Source organism: Chryseobacterium caseinilyticum (genome assembly GCF_014837145.1).
Taxonomy (GTDB): Bacteria; Bacteroidota; Bacteroidia; order Flavobacteriales; family Weeksellaceae; genus Chryseobacterium; species Chryseobacterium caseinilyticum.
This window is the reverse complement of record NZ_JACYFS010000001.1, coordinates 1,356,921-1,374,396: the sequence shown is the minus strand read 5'-3', so window position 1 is coordinate 1,374,396 and position 17,476 is coordinate 1,356,921. Positions and strand designations below refer to the sequence as shown.

Here is a 17,476-nt window from a genome sequence, read left to right as displayed (position 1 = left end):
TATGGATTTAAAAAATAACTCAAACACTCATATCCATCCACTCTCATACCCTCCACCTCTCCAACCCTCCAACTCAAAACTGGCACTGCATTTGGACTTTTTTTAAAAATTTTACAATGAGAAAAGTTTTTGCACTACTAACTATTTTTGCAGTTTTAGCCTGTGATAAAAAGCAGGACAGAAGTCCGACAGCGTCAACAGACAACCTTAAAAGATCCAATGAGAGAACGGAAACCAAACAGGAATCATTTTCAACGGAAGTTGCATTAAAGAAAACCAACGACGAGATCTTACAAGCCTTGAAAGTCAATTTTTACGATGTTTTTGCGAAATATATTCACCCACAGAAGGGAATTAGATTTTCTATGTATGCGTTTGTGAATAAAACTGAAGATAAACATTTTTCAAGGGCAGATTTTGAGAAATATTATCCTACTAAAACGATTTTTACCTGGGGATCACGCGACGGTTCGGGAGAAATTTATAAAGCGACCATCGATCAGTATATGAAAAACTGGGTATTCAAAAAAGATTTCACAAAGTCAGAATATGCTTACAACAAATTTCTTGGAAACGGAAATTCGCTCAATAATCTGAAAGAAATATATCCCAGCACCAATTTTACAGAAAATTATATTTCGGGTTCAGAGAAAAGCAGTGGAATGGACTGGAACGCACTTCGGTTCGTCTTTGAAGAATTTGAAGGCAAATATTATTTAGTTGCTGTCATCAATGATGAATGGACGATTTAGATCATATTAACTCAGTAAATAAAATCATCAAGAATTAAAAAAAAAATGCAGGCTAGCAATTTAAAAAAGCACGCCTGAATTTTCAAAAAGCTGGTTTGCTTTTCCAAAAAGCTGGCGTGCGTTTGACTCATTGCACGCCAGCTTTTTAATTTTCATCTGAGATGAGCTGGTAAAACTATTATTTTTTAATTGAAATCTTTTTTAAATTTAATCATCAAATCAGAGTAATTCTGAAAGTTGTTTTGTTAAATTTTTTCTGGAAAACTGCTCAATATTCTGTGTGTTTTCTGAAAGATTTCCGTTTTTCCACAACTCAAATTTTTCCAGAATAAAATCTTCAATTTCTTTGGAATTATGGTAGCTGAAATGCTTTCCGGCTTTCGTTTCATCTAAAATTTTTGCTACATCAGCATGATCGGGACCAAAAGAAATAATCTGTTTTCCGGTAGCCAGATACTCAAATATTTTCCCCGGGATAATGCCTTTTGATGACTCATTTGGGAAATTGGTCATCAGCAAAAGATCAGAATCTGACATCTCTGAAACCGCTTTATCGTGAGAAAGATAACCAAGATTAAAAATGTGATTTTTCAAACCTGAATTTTCAATTGTATTTAAAATTTTATCATCAATTCTACCGACAAATTTTAAACTGAAATTCTCTGCAAAATCTGCATTTGTTTTCACCAGATTGTCTAAAGCATTCCAAAGATTTTCAGGATTTCTGAGTTGCTCGAGAACGCCGATGTAGCTGAGGGTGAATTTGGTTTTAGGGTTTGAGGGTGTTAGGGTTTGAGGATTTGAGGGTTGGAGGGTTTGAGTGTTGGAGTCTGTTTCATCAAAGCCGTTGGTAATGCAGAATGCGTTGGCTCCGTTTTTTCGGAAGTTTTCAGCATCTGTGTAGCTTGTTGCCAGCGTAATATCTGCGTTTTTGAAAACTTTACTTTCCAGAAAACGGTGTTTTTTATCTGATCTGTTGGTTAGTTTTAAATGCTTGTAGTATGAAATTTCCGTCCAGGGATCACGGAAATCTGCAATCCATTTCAGTTCGGGGAATTTCTTTTTTAAGTTTAAACCAATCAAATGCATCGAGTGGGGCGGGCCGGTTGTTACAACTGTTTCAATTTTATTTTCCTGAAGATATTTTTCCAGAAACTGTGTAGAAGGTTTTACCCAAAAAACTCTCGCATCGGGAATGAAAAAATTTCCTCTCACCCAAATCGAAAGCTTAGACTTCCAGCTTTGATTCTGACCGACATCAAACTGTCCGGCCTTAAATTTTTTATTGCTTTTATTGAGCTTTTCAGCCAGCTGATAAGGCTCCCAGATTTTTGTTCTCACGATTTCCAAATCTGCAGGAACGTCTTTCATCAAACTTTCATCCAGCAAAGGATAACTTGGATTTTCTGGAGTATAAATGATGGGTTTCCAGCCAAATTCGGGAAGATATTTAGCAAACTTCAGCCAACGCTGAACGCCAGGACCTCCTGCAGGTGGCCAGTAATAAGTAATGATGAGGATTTTCTTTAATTCCATTCTAAATTTTGCAGATTATCATTGCGACGGAAGAATCAGTTTTTCAACAACAGTTAAAAAATTTAACGGACTCTTTCCTGAATAACAGGACAAGACTGCCGCTTCTCTGCACAATGACTTTAGGCTATTTTCGCAGCTTCTTCTCTTTTGCGGTAAACAAAATAAATTCCCGCGGCACTTATCAAAATAAACAGGGCGAAGCAGATCAATGAAAGCCATTTTCCGGTTTCAATGACTTTTGGTTCGAAAACCATTTTGATGTTGTGATCTCCCGCCGGAACATGCACAGCACGTAATAGATAATCAGCTTTCACATAATCAACGTCCTTTCCGTCAACCGAAACTTTCCAGCCGTGAGGATAGTATACTTCAGAGAAAACTGCCAGCTGTGGCGTTTTTGAAGATGATTTAAATTCAAGTTCGTTGGGCTCGTACCTTGTCAAATTGATAGTCGCCGTAGAATCTGACTGAAGATTTTTACCGGCGAAATATTTTTTGTCTTCCGCATTGATTACAGCGGTTTTTTTATTGTCAATTTCACCAACCAAAGCGATTTCTTCGTTTGGATTATTTGCAAATTTCAGGTCACTCACAAACCACGCATTTCCGTTGGCATTAGGATTCGGAACAACCTGCGGTTCTGAAGGTTTTCCAAAAATCATATATTTTGTATTGAGTAAATTCAGAATTTTTGGCGTTTTTGCACTGTCTGGCTGCGTGATGTAGGCATTCATCAAATCATCATATCTTCTCAGTCTCACTGCATGATACCCACCGATAGAAGGTCTGAAATAAGAAGTATTAGTTTCACCGGTTACACCTAAAACCTGATTATAAACTCTGTAATGCTTCGTGTCTTTCTGAGCAATGGTTTCCAATGTTTTGTTGACAGGTATACTTGCCAAAATTGACTGTAAATTAGGATTGTCGCCCACTTTTTCGGCTAAGTAATCTGTGCCTTCTGTCTGGAATGGATTTTCTGCGAAGATGGCATCAACATAATTCTTATCATTCAGATAATTTCTGTTAACGCTCCACAGATCAAACAAACTTACCGCTCCGATAATTAAAAGTGCGATGTTTTGATTAAGTTTCTGTTTTAAACCTAAAAATAATACAACTGCGGTGATTCCAACATAAATCAGTGCTTTGAATGCATCAATTCTGAATAATTTCACCCTGTCTTCTATAATAACATCCAAAATAAAATTCGGAATTTCCTTTTCAGAATCATTTGTAAATCCTAATAAGGATTTTCCGAAAAGAAGGAGAATTAAGGTTAAACCTAAAGTTCCGCCACTTACATACAGCAGGATTTTCTTCTTGTACTCTTCAGTTAAATTTGAATCTTTAAAAAATTTATACAGACCAATCATTGCGATGAGCGGAAAAAGTAATTCCACAACGACCAAAATAGACGATGGTGCTCTGAATTTACTGTAAAACGGAATGTATTCGATGAAGAAATCAGATAACGCCATATAGTTGCTTCCCCAAGCCAAAAGTATTGACAGCATTGTGGCTCCCAAAATCCAAAAGCGATATTTGTTGGGTGCGAAAAAGAATCCTAAAAGTGCAAGAAAACAAACAACTGCTCCCTGATATGCTGGTCCGGAAGTTCCCGGTTGATCTCCCCAATAAGGAGTCGTTTGCTGAACAATACTTTGTACGCCTTCTTCAATTTGACTTTCGTCACTAATTTGAGAGGCTAAAGATTCTCTTAATTTATCGGGATAAGAATCTGAAAATCCCTGCTGACTTCCACCGCCCATCAATCTTGGGATGAAAAGGTTTAAAGTCTCTAATCTACCATAGCTCCAGTTCAGGATGCTTGCTTTATCCATTCCTGAGTTTCCGGCGGTATGATTTTCACTATTTAAAATCTGTTTTCCTCTTACCGTTTCTTTGATATATTCGGAATTTGCCATGATACGCTGAGAGTTCATTCCCACTCCGATAGCTAATGAAAATGCTATTATTCCGGAAGAAATTAAGAAATGTTTCATCGAAACGATTTTCATTAACGCTCTTATTAACTCGGAAATAAATAAATACCCAAGTCCTAAAAACAGATAATAAGTCATCTGAGGGTGGTTTGCCGCGACCTGTAATCCGAAGAACAGGGTAGTGACAATGAATCCGAGGATGTATTTTTTACGAATATAAACCAAAAGAATTCCGGCTAGGAGTGGTGCAAAATATTCTATTGTATTTACTTTCCCGTTGTGTCCGGCCGCAATAATGATGTAAAAATAAGTGGAGAGCCCGAAAAATGTGGCTCCGAGAAGCGCATATTTCCAGTTTCGGACGGCAACCATTCCCAACAGGAAAAATCCTGCGAACAGTAAAAACATATAGTTGACAGGTCTTGGCAAAATGTTCAGGTAGCTGTCTACTTTTTTGATGATGTCGCCTTCAAAGCGACTTCCCATCTGATAAGTTGGCATTCCTCCAAACATAGAGTCGCTCCAGTAGGTTTCTTTGTCGAAACTTTCTCTGTAATCGATGAGTTCTTTTGCACCTCCGCGATACTGCACGATGTCATGCTGAAAAAGCTGCTTTCCGGTAAGTACCGGCGTTGAATATAAAAATGCCAAAACCAAGAATGCAACGATTGAAATTGCAATGTAAACTAAGTTTTTATTTTTTGCCATGCTGATGGTTATTAACTTTTATGTTATCTGAAATGATTACTTTTTATTTTCTTTTACCTCTTCAAAATCAACCGTTTCGGCATCCCATTTTACTTTTTTCTCAATGTTTGCGTTTTTGGTCTCTTGCTTCGGAGTCCTTTCCTTAGGTTTGAATCCTGTATATTTATAAAATTTGTTAAAAAAGATTTTTTTTAAAATATTCCAGACGAAAAAAATGATAATTGTGGTAAGTACAATCTCAAGAATATACTTCATGATTTTTTATTTAAAATAATTTATAGGATAGGGATAAATTAAATCCATCCATACTCGTACTGTGAGAATAAAAATATAATCCATAATAAGCACCGTCATAATAAGTTTTAAAATTAGGAGTTGCTCCCCATCTGAGTTCAGCACCAAATCTGTCGTAATTATATCCAATTGCAAATGATTGAGAAACTGTATCTAATCCTGAAGCAGAAGAGTCATTTGTTGTGAAAATATCTTTATTTAACAGGAATTGATAATATAATGATGCAGATACGTAAATTTTTGATTTTTTATTTAGAAACATATTATGTTTTAAACCAACTGGTATCTGTATAGAACTATATTTTACATCAAAGTTTGTATTAAGATAATTACTTACATTAAATTGAGTTGTCTGAAAAGTAGGTTCGGAAATAATTGCCCATTTTCCTTTGTTAAAATTAAAAACATATTCAAATTCAGCTGATATTCTGTATAGCATTGAATTAGTTTTTTGTGATGATACTGGCGAGTTGCTATCTAAGGTTCCGAAAAGCTGGGTCTGTGAACGTTCTATATCATATCGTGAAAACCCTACACTTGGTTTGATATAAATATGAAAATTTTTACCAGCCTGGTTTTTCTCATTATTGATATTGTTGTAAACTTTAAATATTTTTTCTAAACTATCATCGTTGTAGTGTAAGTTATTTATTTGCTGTGGTGTCACTTTTTCATTATCTGAAAATTCCTGAGCTAATTTGATTTTGTATTCTTCGTTTTTTTGAATTAAATTGCCATTAACCAGATACTCTTTGTAATTCAAAGACTTAAAAATGTCATCATTTTCTTTTTTATAAAAAAAACCGACAACAGAACCATCTGTATACTTGTAAAGACTAATTTTACCTTTTACGAGCTGCTTTAATAGCAAAGTTTCTTCCTTGCTATTAAAGCTTTTAGAATTAGACATGTCTTCAATTTTAACTGAGGAACGATCAATCATCACATTTGCCATCAAATATTTTTGATCGCCAACAGAAAACTCTAGTAGATCTGAAGTTTTTATTTGTAATGTATTTTCTTTTTCTCCGTTTTTATATTCTATTACTGAAGGGCTGTTTTTCCATTGGTAGTTTTTTATTAAAACCTCTGTTTTTTCTCCTTTATTATTTATGAAATATCCATTTTCAAATACTATTTGCCCAAAAGCAGATCCATAATTAAAAAATAGTAAAAGAGCCCCATAAAATAAATTTTTCATGATATAAGTTTTTAAAATTTATTATTTCGCACTAGGATTCACCATCACCGTAGAATTAGAAACACTTTTCATCGACTGTGATTCCTTAGCATTGGCAATTGTCTCTACCTGAGTGGTTTTTACGCTGATGTTTTGGTGCGTGATCCAGCCTGTATTCTGGTCAAATTTGATCACGCCGTCCTGCGAAAGTTCGCTGCTCAAGCTGTGAGTGACCTCACCTTGTTTCTGCTTTTCAGTTTTCTTCGGAATTCCGCCTGTTACAGAGATTTCTGCAATACCGTTTCCAACACTTTTTAATTGGTAGTTTGAGGTAACTTTTACTTTTCCTGCATCATCAGCACTTTCGGTTAAGGTCCATTTTTCACCGATTTTTACACCTTTCTTAGGCATTACAGAAAGATTTTTTTCGAACTGTTCCTTTAAAACTTTCTCGTTAAAGGTTTGTTTTAAGCTTTCCACAACACCAGTTTCCTGCGTTTTATCTTTTACAATTTTAGCAACTACACCAGCAATTTTTTTGTAGATAGGCTCAAAACCTGTTATGGAAATCACTTTTCCGTGATCATCCATTTTCATCTGAAGTTTATTTCCTACCAAAGCTTTGTTGATGTTCCAGACCATTTTCAACTGATCTTCTTTCGGAGCTTCAGCTTTTGTATCAACCGCAATTGTTTTTCCCTGAGAATTCTGTGAGCTTCTTTTTGAAATTAAATTGATGGTGATATCGTAAATATTGCCTTTCACATCATTTACAGTAAAGTTCATCTCATCTGTAGAATCGCTGGTTCCGGAAATGGTTTTTCCTGAAGGATCGGTCATCGTTCTTACATCTCTCTGATAGGTTGTAAGAGGATATGTTTCTCCTTTTTTAAGTTTGAAAGTCTGTTTAAAAACACCCAGAGAATCTTTGATTGCAGGGTTGGCTTCCACCTTTTTTATAGAATCTGCAGGCACTTCCACCGTGATTGTTTTTCCTGTTTTAGGATCTACTTTGGTGATGGTTGCGGTTTCTTTTTTGCACGAAAACAATGCGAGTGACAGTAATGCAAAAGCTGCTATATTTTTCATAAGTATATTTATTGTTGTTAATTCACCATTTATAATCGCTTTGTTTTAATTGGTTTTTGTTCTTCCAAATGAAGGCGATTTCGTGAATTTTATTAAAAATTTAAAGGTTTGATTTAATGTGTTTCTGTCTGACAGCTTCGTACAGAATTGCACCACAAGCTACAGAAACGTTGAGTGACTGGGTTTTGCCTTCGATCGGCAATTTTATTTTTTCGTCTGCGTGATGCAGCACTTCTTTAGAAATTCCGGTTTCTTCGTTACCCATGACGATGGCGCACGGTTCTGTGAAGTCAACATCGTAAATCATTTTTTGCGCTTTTTCACTGGCCGCGAAAACCGAAACACCGCTCTGCTGAAGGAAATCCACCACATGAGCCAGATTGTTTTCTTTGCATATTTTGATATTGTACAATGCTCCTGCAGAAGTTTTTATCGCATCAGAATTTACCGGTGCACCTCCTTTTTCAGGGATTACAATGGCATCAATTCCCACACATTCTGCAGTTCTGCAGATCGCTCCGAAGTTTCTTACGTCCGTTAATCTGTCCAGAATTAAAATGAAAGGTGTTTTCCCTTCCTCGAATAGTTCAGGAATAATATTTTCAATCTTATGGAAAGGCACATCCGAAATAAATGCCACCACTCCCTGATGGTTTTTTCTTGTAAAACGGTTCAGCTTTTCTACCGGAACGTAGTTGGGACGGATTTTATTCTTTGCCAAAGCAGCTTTCAGTTCAGCATAAATTTCTCCCTGCAAAGCATTTTGTACAAATATTTTGTCTATCGTTTTCCCTGCTTCTATAGCTTCCAGTACGGGACGCAACCCGAATATAAAATCGTCGTTCATTCTTTAATTTGAAATCTAAAATTTAAAATTTGAGATCGTCATTGCGAGGAACAAAGCAATCTCATAATTTCTTAATTGTTATCTTTTAATCAGCCTTGGATCTTTTAACTTTTTCCCTGGCTCTTCTTTTAATCTTTTTCTCCTAAAATAGCTCTCTTCTGTGCCAAAGCGTATCCATAGTGCAGTGATTCATGCATATTGTTGAAGATGATGGCGTCCTGAATGCTTTTTAAATCCATTCCAAAACTTGTGGTATATGGAGTGTAATCTGAAAAAAGGTCTGCATCAAAATCTTTCATTAATATTTTTGAAGTTTCTGTAAGAAGAAATTCAAGATCTTCAACTTCAGACTTTTGCACATTCAGATTTGGGAGTGTTCCTTTTTTATACGTTTCTACCCAATATTTGTCTATTCTGAACGGATTACCGCTCAGGTAGTAATGCAGAAGCTGCTGTGTTGCGACAGTGTGGGCAATATTCCAGTAAAGATTATTGTTGAAACCATCCGGAATCAGCAGGAGGTCTTCATGTGAAGTTTCCTGAAGGATGTGAAGGAGGTTTTTTCTCACCTGTCTGTGTGCCTGAAAATGATAATTCATCGTACAGAATTTTTAATCTCCAAAAATAGTTTAATAAAGTGGATGCGACAATTTTAAGCTTCAGTTTAAACTTTTTTAATGCTCAAATTATTTTAGATTTAACAAACTTTAACTCAATAATGGCATTTGTTGTGTTGGCAAATGCAAGTATTTATCAGAAATTTACCAATTATTTAATAAACTTATGTCAGATACATTTCAAGCAGAAGACATCCGTCAGCTTACCGAAAAAGTGAAGGAACAGAATTATTTTTTTACACTGCTGAGGCAGGAAATTAATAAAGTAATTATCGGTCAGCAATACATGATTGACCGTCTTTTGGTAGGACTTTTGGGAAATGGTCACGTTCTGTTGGAAGGCGTTCCCGGTCTGGCGAAAACTTTAGCAATAAAAACCCTTGCAGATGCTGTTCACGGGCAGTTTTCAAGAATTCAGTTTACTCCGGATCTTCTGCCTGCCGATGTGGTGGGAACGATGATTTATAATATTAAAGAAAACGATTTTTCTATTAAAAGAGGACCTGTTTTTGCCAACTTCGTGCTTGCGGATGAGATCAACCGTGCTCCGGCAAAAGTGCAGTCAGCTTTGCTTGAAGTGATGCAGGAAAAGCAGGTTACTATAGGCGATGAAACGATGAAACTGCCAAAGCCATTTTTGGTTTTAGCCACTCAGAATCCAATCGATCAGGAAGGAACTTATCTGTTGCCTGAAGCTCAGAGTGACCGTTTTATGTTGAAATGTACGATTGATTATCCCGAATTTGAGGACGAAAGATCTGTGATGAGAATGGTTTCAACATCGCAGCCGCAGGAAGTAAAGCAGGTGATTTCGCTGCAGAACATTGTTGATGCAAAAGAACTGATCAACAAAATATACCTCGACGAAAAAATAGAGAAGTACATTCTTGATATGGTTTTTGCCACCCGTTTCCCTGAGAAGTACGGACTTCCGGAATTAAAAAATTACATCAGTTTCGGGGCCTCGCCAAGAGCGTCGATTAATCTTGCCATCGCTTCAAGAGCATATGCTTTTTTGAAGGGACGGGCATTCGTTATTCCTGAAGATGTGAAAGCTTTGGCTCAGGACGTTTTAAGACACAGAATCGGACTGACTTTCGAAGCTGAAGCCGAAGAAATTACGTCCGAAGAAATTGTAAGGAGAATTTTAGCTAAAATTCAGGCACCTTAAAACATTCAAGGTTTAAAATTTAAAATTCAAAACTGTTTAGATTCGTGATTGTCGAAGTTCAGTTTTAATATTAAATATTGAATCTTAAATTTTGAATTATCAGCATGCAGATAAAAGACATCGTCAAAAAAGTAAAGCAGATTGAAATCCGTACCAGAAGGAAAACGGAAAATTCGCTGATGGGACAGTATCACTCGGCTTTTAAGGGACAGGGAATGACGTTTTCTGAAGTGAGACAGTACCAGTTTGGTGATGAAATCAGAAGAATAGACTGGAATAAAACCGCCCGTTTTCAGGAGCCTTTTGTAAAGGTGATGGAAGAGGAGAGGGAGCTTACAATGATGATTCTGGTTGATATTTCAGCCTCCATGAATTACGGTACAAAACATCAGCTCAAAAGGGAATATGTAGCAGAAATTGCGGCAAGTTTAGGCTTTTCAGCAGCCGGAAACAATGATAAAGTAGGACTGATTCTGTTTGCCGATAAGGTGTATAAAGTTATTCCGCCACAAAAAGGAAGAAAGCATGTTTTGTCGATGATCAGCAGCATTCTGACAGCAGATTATGTTCAGGCAGAATCTAAAATCGACTATGCGCTTCATTATATGATGGGAATTTTCAAAAGAAAGTCACTGGTATTTCTTCTTTCTGATTTTAATGATGATTACGATTCCAAAATTCTTGGAGTTGCTTCAAAAAAACATCAGCTTCTGGGCATTCGTGTCTTTGATGAAAAAGATAATGAAATTCCCGATGTAGGTTATGCTTTGCTGCACGATTCTGAAACCGGAAGAGAAATTTATGTCAATACTTCCGCAGCCAGATGGCGCTATACTTATGCTGAGGCTCAAAAACAAAAACTGAAAAAACTGGAAGAAGATTTTGCCGATTCATCAGCAGGATTTTTAAATATTGGAAGCGGAACGGAATATTCGAAATTGCTCTATCAGTACTTTCAGAAGAAATAATTTAATGATATCTAAAATTTAATTTTCAATTGAAAAAAATACTTTTCATACTTTCAATACTCATTTCATCGCTTTCACTGGCGCAGATGATTACCTCGAACCTGCAGAAAAAAATGCTGGCACTGGGGGAAACCAATCAGCTGACAATCAGAATCAAATATCTTAACGGCGAAAAAGTAAATTCCGCCCGTGAAAACGAACTTTTGCCTTTCCATTTTGAAGAAATTAAAGACAGTATCGGCTCTGCAGACGATTACTATGAGAGGAAAATAGAATTTGCCGTTTTTGAGGAAGGAAAATTCACAATTCCTGAACTTGATTTTAAAGTGGGAAATGAAATTCTTAAAGCTCCTGCTTATGAAATTGAGGTGGTGAATACAGCTACAAAGGAAGATGTGATCAACGACATTATGAGCAACAAAGAAGTTGATCTTGAAATGGCAGATTACTGGGAACTTTATAAGTTTTATATTCTCGCAGCACTGGCCGTTATTGCTTTAATCATTGCCGTTATCATCATTCTGAAATACGGAAGAAGAGTGAAAAAAACATCGCCTAAAATTACCACCAATCTTACTTTAAAGGAACTGGACGTTTTAATTAAGAAGAAATATATAGAAAGCGGAGATTTCAGATCTTTTTATGTGGAATTAATAGACATTTCAAGGCGGTTTATCACCACTCAATATCAGTTGCCTGCGGAAGTTCTGCTTACTGATGATCTGATTGATGCGATGAAAGCAAATAATACGATCTCTCCCGATAATGAAAAAATTCTTGAAGAAGTTTTCCTCCGTGGAGATCTGGTAAAATTTGCCAAAACATTTCCGGACGAAAACACGATGCAGAAAGATTTTTCAGACATTAAAACCGTCGTGGAACGTTCTGTAAAAGATATCGAATTTGAAAATCTGAGAAAAGATGTTTAATCTGGAATTCTACAGTCCGTGGTTTCTGTTGCTCTTTCTAGTATTTCTGCCACTCCTGGTTTTAGATTTGAGCAGGAAGAAAAGGAAAGGAATCGTTGTGCCTTCTACCAAAAATATGGAAGGCAGAAGTGGCATCAGAGCTGTTCTTTTTCTTCTTAAAATTTCAAAATATATCATCCTGAGCTGTCTGATTATCGCAATGGCAAGACCGAGAAGTTTCACCATCAGTCAGGATCAGGATGAAACGAAAGGGCTTGATATCATGCTTGCCGTAGACGTTTCTCTGAGTATGTTAGCAACAGATTTTGAACCTGACAGATTATCTGTTTTAAAAAATATAGCCGTCGATTTCGTCAATAAAAGACCCAACGACAGAATCGGACTGGTTACCTATAAACTGGAGGCTTTCCCGAAAATGCCGCTGACGTTCGATCACGATGCAGTGATTCACGAGATTCAGAACATCAATCAGCGTGAAATGGAAGACGGAACGGCGGTGGGCGAAGGCCTGGCTATCGCTGTTAATCACCTGAGACAAAGCAAAGCTAAAAGTAAGATTGTGATCTTAATGACCGACGGAGTAAGCAATATTCAAAATGTAATTCCTCCGCTTTTGGCAGCCGAATTAGCAAAATCAAGCAACATTAAAGTGTACTGTATCGGGATTGGAACTGAAGGATATGCACTGATGCCGACCGGAGTAGATGAGTTTGGATATATTTACAACGAAATGCCCGTCACTATTGATGAAGGTACGCTGGGAGAGATTGCCCAAATTACCGGAGGAAAATATTACCGTGCAACTTCAGGCGATAAACTTGAAGCTGTTTACAATGAAATCAATCTTCTTGAAAAGTCCGATGTCAAATCTTCAAAAACGTATAATTACGAAGAACATTTCAGATTCTTTCTGTGGATAGCACTCGGGATTCTGCTCTTCGATGCGCTTTTGAGATGGGTTTTATATAAATTTTTAAACTGATGAGCTGGGATCTGGGAAATTACTGGTATTTATTTTTGCTGCTGCTTTTGCCGCTGCTGTCTTTCATCGTGATCAGGTTTTTAAGATGGAAAAAGGCAAGAAAGGCATTATTTGCAGAGTCGAAATTCCATGAGGCTTTGTTTGAAAAGAATTCATCTTTCGTAAAATTCTTTCCGTTTTTATATCTGATGGCGGTTTTATTTTTAATCTTCTCGATTATAGATTTGCTCAATGGTTTTGAAACCGTAAAATCTGAACAGAAACTGAGCAATGTAATGTTTGTTCTCGATATTTCAAACTCAATGAACGCTGAAGATATTGAACCGAGCCGTCTGGATCAGGCGAAAAATCTGGTGATCAACACGATGCAGAAAATGAAAAATGACAAGGTTGGAATTGTGGTCTTTGCTGGAGATGCAGTTTCTGTAATGCCTTTAACCACAGACTATGGTGCTGCTGAAACGTATTTAAGTGAAATTGAAACCACAGCCATGAGGGTTCAGGGAACTGATTTTTTAAATGCGATTCAGATTACTTCAGAGAAATTTAAAAATGTGGCCAAAGGTTCAAGAAAGGTAGTTTTGATAAGCGACGGGGAAGATAATGAAGGAAATGATAATGCAGCGGTGAGACTGGCCAACAATGAAGGAATTTCAATCACCGCAGTAGGAGTGGGCACCGAAGAAGGCGCTCCCGTTCCCACCTATGAAAACGGTCAGCTGATGGGGTATAAACTGGACAATTCAGGTCAGATGGTTGTCACAAAAAGACAGACTGAAGCGCTTGTTAATATGTCTGCATCCACGGGTGGAAGCTACATTGACGGAAATTCAATGAAAGATGCACCGGATCGCATCATTGAAGATTTAAAGCGCAAAGGAGGTATGTCTCAGACTTCTGTCAATTCACAGAATGCCAACCATTACTATCAGTATTTTCTGGGTGTATCGATATTTTTCTTTCTGATAATATTTTTATTCAATCCAAAAAGAGATTTTTCAATTTAAAAGATATTAGAATATCTTTAATTTGCTGTTATTACTTTAACCCAACTTTAACAATTAAAACACTGTTTATTAACATATAAACGAATAATTTTGCAATAGATGAATACTAAAATATTCTTTTTGTCGTTTCTCATGTTTTTTTTGTTCCAGAATTCAGTTTTTGGCCAGACAGAATACAGATTACTGGTGAAAGAAGGCAATGTGAAATTCAAAGGTAAAGACTATGACGGTGCTTCATCTAAATTTTCAGAAGCGGTAAAAGTGAATGGTGAAGACTTTGCGGCACATTACAATCTTGGAAACGCACTGTATAAAAGTGAAAAGTTTGAAGACGCCAAAGCAGAATTTTCAAAAGCTGAAAAACTGGCACAGAATGTTGAGGATAAGGCAGCAGCTCTGCACAATCTTGGAAACGCTTATATGAAACTGGATGACGCCGAAAAAGCAGCAGATGCTTATAAAGGTTCTTTGAAACATAAACCATACAGTGAACCGACGAGAAAGAATTACGAAATTGCAATGCTCAAACTGAAGAAGGAGCAGAGAGATAAAGATCAAAGCAGCAGCTCCGGAAAATCTGGCGGAGGCGATGATCAGAACAAGGGAAAAGACGGCGATAGCAAAGACAAAAATCAAAGTCAGGGAAAAGGGCAGCAGAATGAAGGTGAAGGGAAAAATCCTGAAGATGCCAAAAAGGGTAATACCGAAGGCAGACTTTCAAAGGAAAACGAGAAAAGATTACTCGACCATATTGGTGAAAAAGAAAAACAGACTGCCAGAAGAATATTAAATGACAATTCTTATTCGATGCCCGAGAGCAACGAGAAAGATTGGTGATGAAAGAAAAATTTATTTACATACTGATATTGTTTACCTCCATAGTCAATTATGGCCAGGTAAATTTGACGATGAAACCTGACAAGTCAGATTATGAAGGTCGGGATGTAGTAAATCTTACCATCATTCTTGAGCTTAATGGCGATGATCTGGTTCAGCAAAGCCCCTTGAAATTACCTGATCTGTCAAAATTTAATATGGTGGGAAGTGGTTCTTACCGCGATGGGCTTTTAGATCCTGAAAGTAATATCAATGCCTCGAAATCAATCACCAGAATCGCTCTTGAGCCCAAACAGAAAGGGAAAATCAGGATTGGATCTGTCTTGGTAACCATCAACAATAAAATTTACAAAACCGAGCCTTTCGATATTTTCATCAAGGATATTGACAAAAAGGTTCCTGCAAAGGCCGTTGCTTCCAATGATGTTTATCTCAATATGGAAATAGACGACCGTGAAGTCTATCAGGATCAGCCAACAGTCGCTATCCTCCGCGGATATTCAAGAAATATTGATAACCTGAGAAGGGTAAAAAACATCAGACTTCCGGAAGAAGATCATCTGGATGTTCATCCCATTAATTTTAATAAATCTGAAATTGATCCTACCGGAATTTCAAATATGCCGACACAGATACTCGCTGTGTTTATGGTTTTTCCAAATGAATCAGGTTATGTGGAAGTTCCGTCGGTTTCGGCATCGGTGAGTTCGTATTCAAACAGCAATAAAATAGTTTCAAATAAGGTAAAACTTAATGTAAAAAAACTTCCTGCAGATGCTCCTGAGGGTTTTAAAAATGCAGTTGGTAAATTTAAGGTTGATGTTTATAAATCTACTGACGAAAAAGTTGAAGCTAAAAAACCTATTAATGTCACTGTAAAGGTTTCGGGTGAAGGTAATCTGGCGAATATGCATTTGCCTGAAATTGCGAAATCTGAAGATTATGAAATCTATGCGCCGAAAATTGTCAATAATTTTGTTGTTGGTGAAGGCGGTTTCACAGGAGATATTTCTGCGAATTACATCATTATCCCACACAAAGCCGGTATTTTAAATATTAAAACTGAGGAGTTTTCATTCTTTGATCCCGAAAATGCGCAGTATGTTGCTCTCGGTGGCAAGTCTTTAGTTTTAAATGCATTAACAGCAGAACAGCTTTACGACAGTAAAACCACGGTTGAAAAGATGAATGATTACACCAACGATTTCCTTGAAACGGTTGACAGTCCGGTTTTGAAAACGACAGCATTTAAAGTAAAAGAAAAAAGAAAGTTCAACTGGAATATTTTACTGATCAATATTTCAATATTTGCAGGATTACTGATGCTTTATTTCGCATTTAGAAAATGGCAAAAAAAACAGCGTTTGGTTGCTGAAAGCGTAAGCAATAAACCCTTGGGTTCTGTATCTGAAACCGAAGCTGAAATCAGAGAAAGACTTAAAACAGATACCAGTGATTATTTTTCATATCTGAATAATCTGAAGGAGGAACAGAATTTTGACGCCTTCTTTTCTACCGTCGCAGAATTGGATGCTGAAGTGCGAAGTGAGTATTTCGAAGGTCAGGGAGGGAGTTTCGTTTCGTTTATCGAAAACTTCAAAGGCCGTTCGGTAGCAGAAGAGTATCAGAATCTGCAGCAACGCATCCAGATGGAGAAATATTCGCCTGTACATTCTGAGCAGTCTCTTGATGAGCTGTATAAAGATATCGTTAATATTTATTCTAAAATTAGCAAATAATCATTTTTTATTCATAATTTTGCGAAATTATTAAAAAACGGTTATGAGTGAAATTTTTGACGGTTTTTCTATTAAAGAAATAATCACCTGTTTCATGGTACTTTTTGCGGTCATTGATATTCTTGGTTCAATTCCGATTATTGTTAGCTTAAAGCAGAAATTCGGACATATCGATTCCAAGAAAGCATCCATTACTGCTGGTTTGATTATGATTTCTTTCCTGTTTGTAGGAAATAAACTTTTGAAATTTATTGGTGTAGATATCAACTCGTTTGCAGTTGCGGGTGCATTTGTTATTTTCATTATTGCACTCGAAATGATTCTCGGTATCGAAATCAATAAAACCACTGAAGCCAAAGCTGCATCAATCGTTCCTATTGCATTTCCTTTGGTTGCAGGAGCAGGAACCCTGACAACTACGCTGTCTTTACGTGCGGAATTTCATGATATTAACATTATTTTAGGAATCGTACTCAACACAATTTTCGTATATTTGGTGCTGAAATCTGCACCGTGGCTTGAGAAGAGAATGGGAGAGGCAACGCTCTCAATTCTGCAGAAGGTTTTCGGGATTATATTACTTGCGATTTCAATTAAATTATTTACGGCCAACTTTACACAGCTGGTGCAGAATTATATTCATTTTTAGGTTATGCAGAAATTTTATAAAGTATTTTTAGTTATTTTTATTGTGTTTACAGCAATCAACGTTTACGCAATAGATTGGAATTTGAAACTGACAGAAGAAGACAATTCTAAATTTGTGTTCTCTGCAATCGCCGGTATTTTGGGCATCGCAGTAATTTTCGTATTGAATACATGGAGTAAAATCAGTGTAAAAAAATAATTTGAATTTTATTATTCAATCAGAAAG

General features: G+C 36.7%; 17 protein-coding genes. 10 read left to right on the top strand and 7 right to left on the bottom strand.

Annotated features, from left to right (window positions below; translation table 11 throughout):
• Nucleotides 1–116: 116 nt before the first annotated feature.
• Entirely contained in the window at nucleotides 117–752 is a 636-nt protein-coding gene (locus IC610_RS06635; protein WP_191735764.1) for a hypothetical protein, read from the top strand.
• A gap of 219 nt (nucleotides 753–971) precedes the next feature.
• Here the strand turns inward: IC610_RS06635 and IC610_RS06630 are convergent, their stop codons facing one another.
• From IC610_RS06630 to IC610_RS06600, 7 genes are all read right to left on the bottom strand, one after another.
• Nucleotides 972–2,288 (bottom strand): glycosyltransferase family protein, encoded by a 1,317-nt coding sequence (locus IC610_RS06630; protein WP_191735763.1) that lies wholly within the window; start codon nucleotides 2,286–2,288, stop codon nucleotides 972–974.
• Between the two features lie 119 nt (nucleotides 2,289–2,407).
• Nucleotides 2,408–4,942, bottom strand: coding sequence for a YfhO family protein (locus IC610_RS06625; RefSeq protein WP_191735762.1), 2,535 nt, complete (start codon nucleotides 4,940–4,942; stop codon nucleotides 2,408–2,410).
• Between the two features lie 36 nt (nucleotides 4,943–4,978).
• On the bottom strand, nucleotides 4,979–5,197 hold the full coding sequence (locus IC610_RS06620) for a hypothetical protein (RefSeq protein WP_191735761.1): 219 nt from the start codon (nucleotides 5,195–5,197) through the stop codon (nucleotides 4,979–4,981).
• Between the two features lie 10 nt (nucleotides 5,198–5,207).
• Nucleotides 5,208–6,437, bottom strand: a complete 1,230-nt coding sequence (locus IC610_RS06615) for a hypothetical protein (protein ID WP_191735760.1) — start codon at nucleotides 6,435–6,437, stop codon at nucleotides 5,208–5,210.
• Between the two features lie 21 nt (nucleotides 6,438–6,458).
• The gene (locus IC610_RS06610; RefSeq protein WP_191735759.1) at nucleotides 6,459–7,505 is read right to left on the bottom strand and encodes a DUF6263 family protein; all 1,047 of its coding nucleotides are present in this window, start codon (nucleotides 7,503–7,505) and stop codon (nucleotides 6,459–6,461) included.
• A 100-nt stretch (nucleotides 7,506–7,605) separates the two neighbouring features.
• Nucleotides 7,606–8,352 (bottom strand): 23S rRNA (guanosine(2251)-2'-O)-methyltransferase RlmB, encoded by a 747-nt coding sequence (gene rlmB, locus IC610_RS06605; protein ID WP_191735758.1) that lies wholly within the window; start codon nucleotides 8,350–8,352, stop codon nucleotides 7,606–7,608.
• Between the two features lie 128 nt (nucleotides 8,353–8,480).
• A complete protein-coding gene (locus IC610_RS06600) occupies nucleotides 8,481–8,951 on the bottom strand; it encodes a DinB family protein (RefSeq protein WP_056081303.1) in 471 nt (156 codons plus the stop codon).
• Between the two features lie 184 nt (nucleotides 8,952–9,135).
• On the opposite strand from IC610_RS06600, the gene IC610_RS06595 reads away from it, so the two are divergent.
• The 9 genes from IC610_RS06595 (at nucleotide 9,136) to IC610_RS06555 (ending at nucleotide 17,449) form a co-directional block, all read left to right on the top strand.
• Nucleotides 9,136–10,140, top strand: coding sequence for an AAA family ATPase (locus IC610_RS06595; RefSeq protein ID WP_056081299.1), 1,005 nt, complete (start codon nucleotides 9,136–9,138; stop codon nucleotides 10,138–10,140).
• 104 nt (nucleotides 10,141–10,244) lie between these two features.
• Complete coding sequence (locus IC610_RS06590; protein ID WP_191735757.1) at nucleotides 10,245–11,108, top strand: DUF58 domain-containing protein; 864 nt, start codon at nucleotides 10,245–10,247, stop codon at nucleotides 11,106–11,108.
• 29 nt (nucleotides 11,109–11,137) lie between these two features.
• Nucleotides 11,138–12,037, top strand: coding sequence for a hypothetical protein (locus IC610_RS06585; RefSeq protein ID WP_191735756.1), 900 nt, complete (start codon nucleotides 11,138–11,140; stop codon nucleotides 12,035–12,037).
• Nucleotides 12,030–13,019, top strand: a complete 990-nt coding sequence (locus tag IC610_RS06580; protein ID WP_191735755.1) for a VWA domain-containing protein — start codon at nucleotides 12,030–12,032, stop codon at nucleotides 13,017–13,019. Before IC610_RS06585 ends, IC610_RS06580 begins: the two co-directional genes overlap by 8 nt.
• Entirely contained in the window at nucleotides 13,019–14,026 is a 1,008-nt protein-coding gene (locus IC610_RS06575) for a VWA domain-containing protein (RefSeq protein WP_191735754.1), read from the top strand. Before IC610_RS06580 ends, IC610_RS06575 begins: the two co-directional genes overlap by 1 nt.
• Nucleotides 14,027–14,125: 99 nt before the next feature.
• The gene (locus IC610_RS06570; protein WP_191735753.1) at nucleotides 14,126–14,863 is read left to right on the top strand and encodes a tetratricopeptide repeat protein; all 738 of its coding nucleotides are present in this window, start codon (nucleotides 14,126–14,128) and stop codon (nucleotides 14,861–14,863) included.
• 71 nt (nucleotides 14,864–14,934) lie between these two features.
• A complete protein-coding gene (locus IC610_RS06565) occupies nucleotides 14,935–16,602 on the top strand; it encodes a BatD family protein (protein WP_228462857.1) in 1,668 nt (555 codons plus the stop codon).
• 43 nt (nucleotides 16,603–16,645) lie between these two features.
• Complete coding sequence (locus IC610_RS06560; protein WP_056081279.1) at nucleotides 16,646–17,251, top strand: MarC family protein; 606 nt, start codon at nucleotides 16,646–16,648, stop codon at nucleotides 17,249–17,251.
• Nucleotides 17,252–17,254: 3 nt separating this feature from the next.
• Nucleotides 17,255–17,449, top strand: a complete 195-nt coding sequence (locus tag IC610_RS06555) for a hypothetical protein (protein ID WP_056081277.1) — start codon at nucleotides 17,255–17,257, stop codon at nucleotides 17,447–17,449.
• The last annotated feature ends 27 nt before the right edge of the window (nucleotides 17,450–17,476 follow it).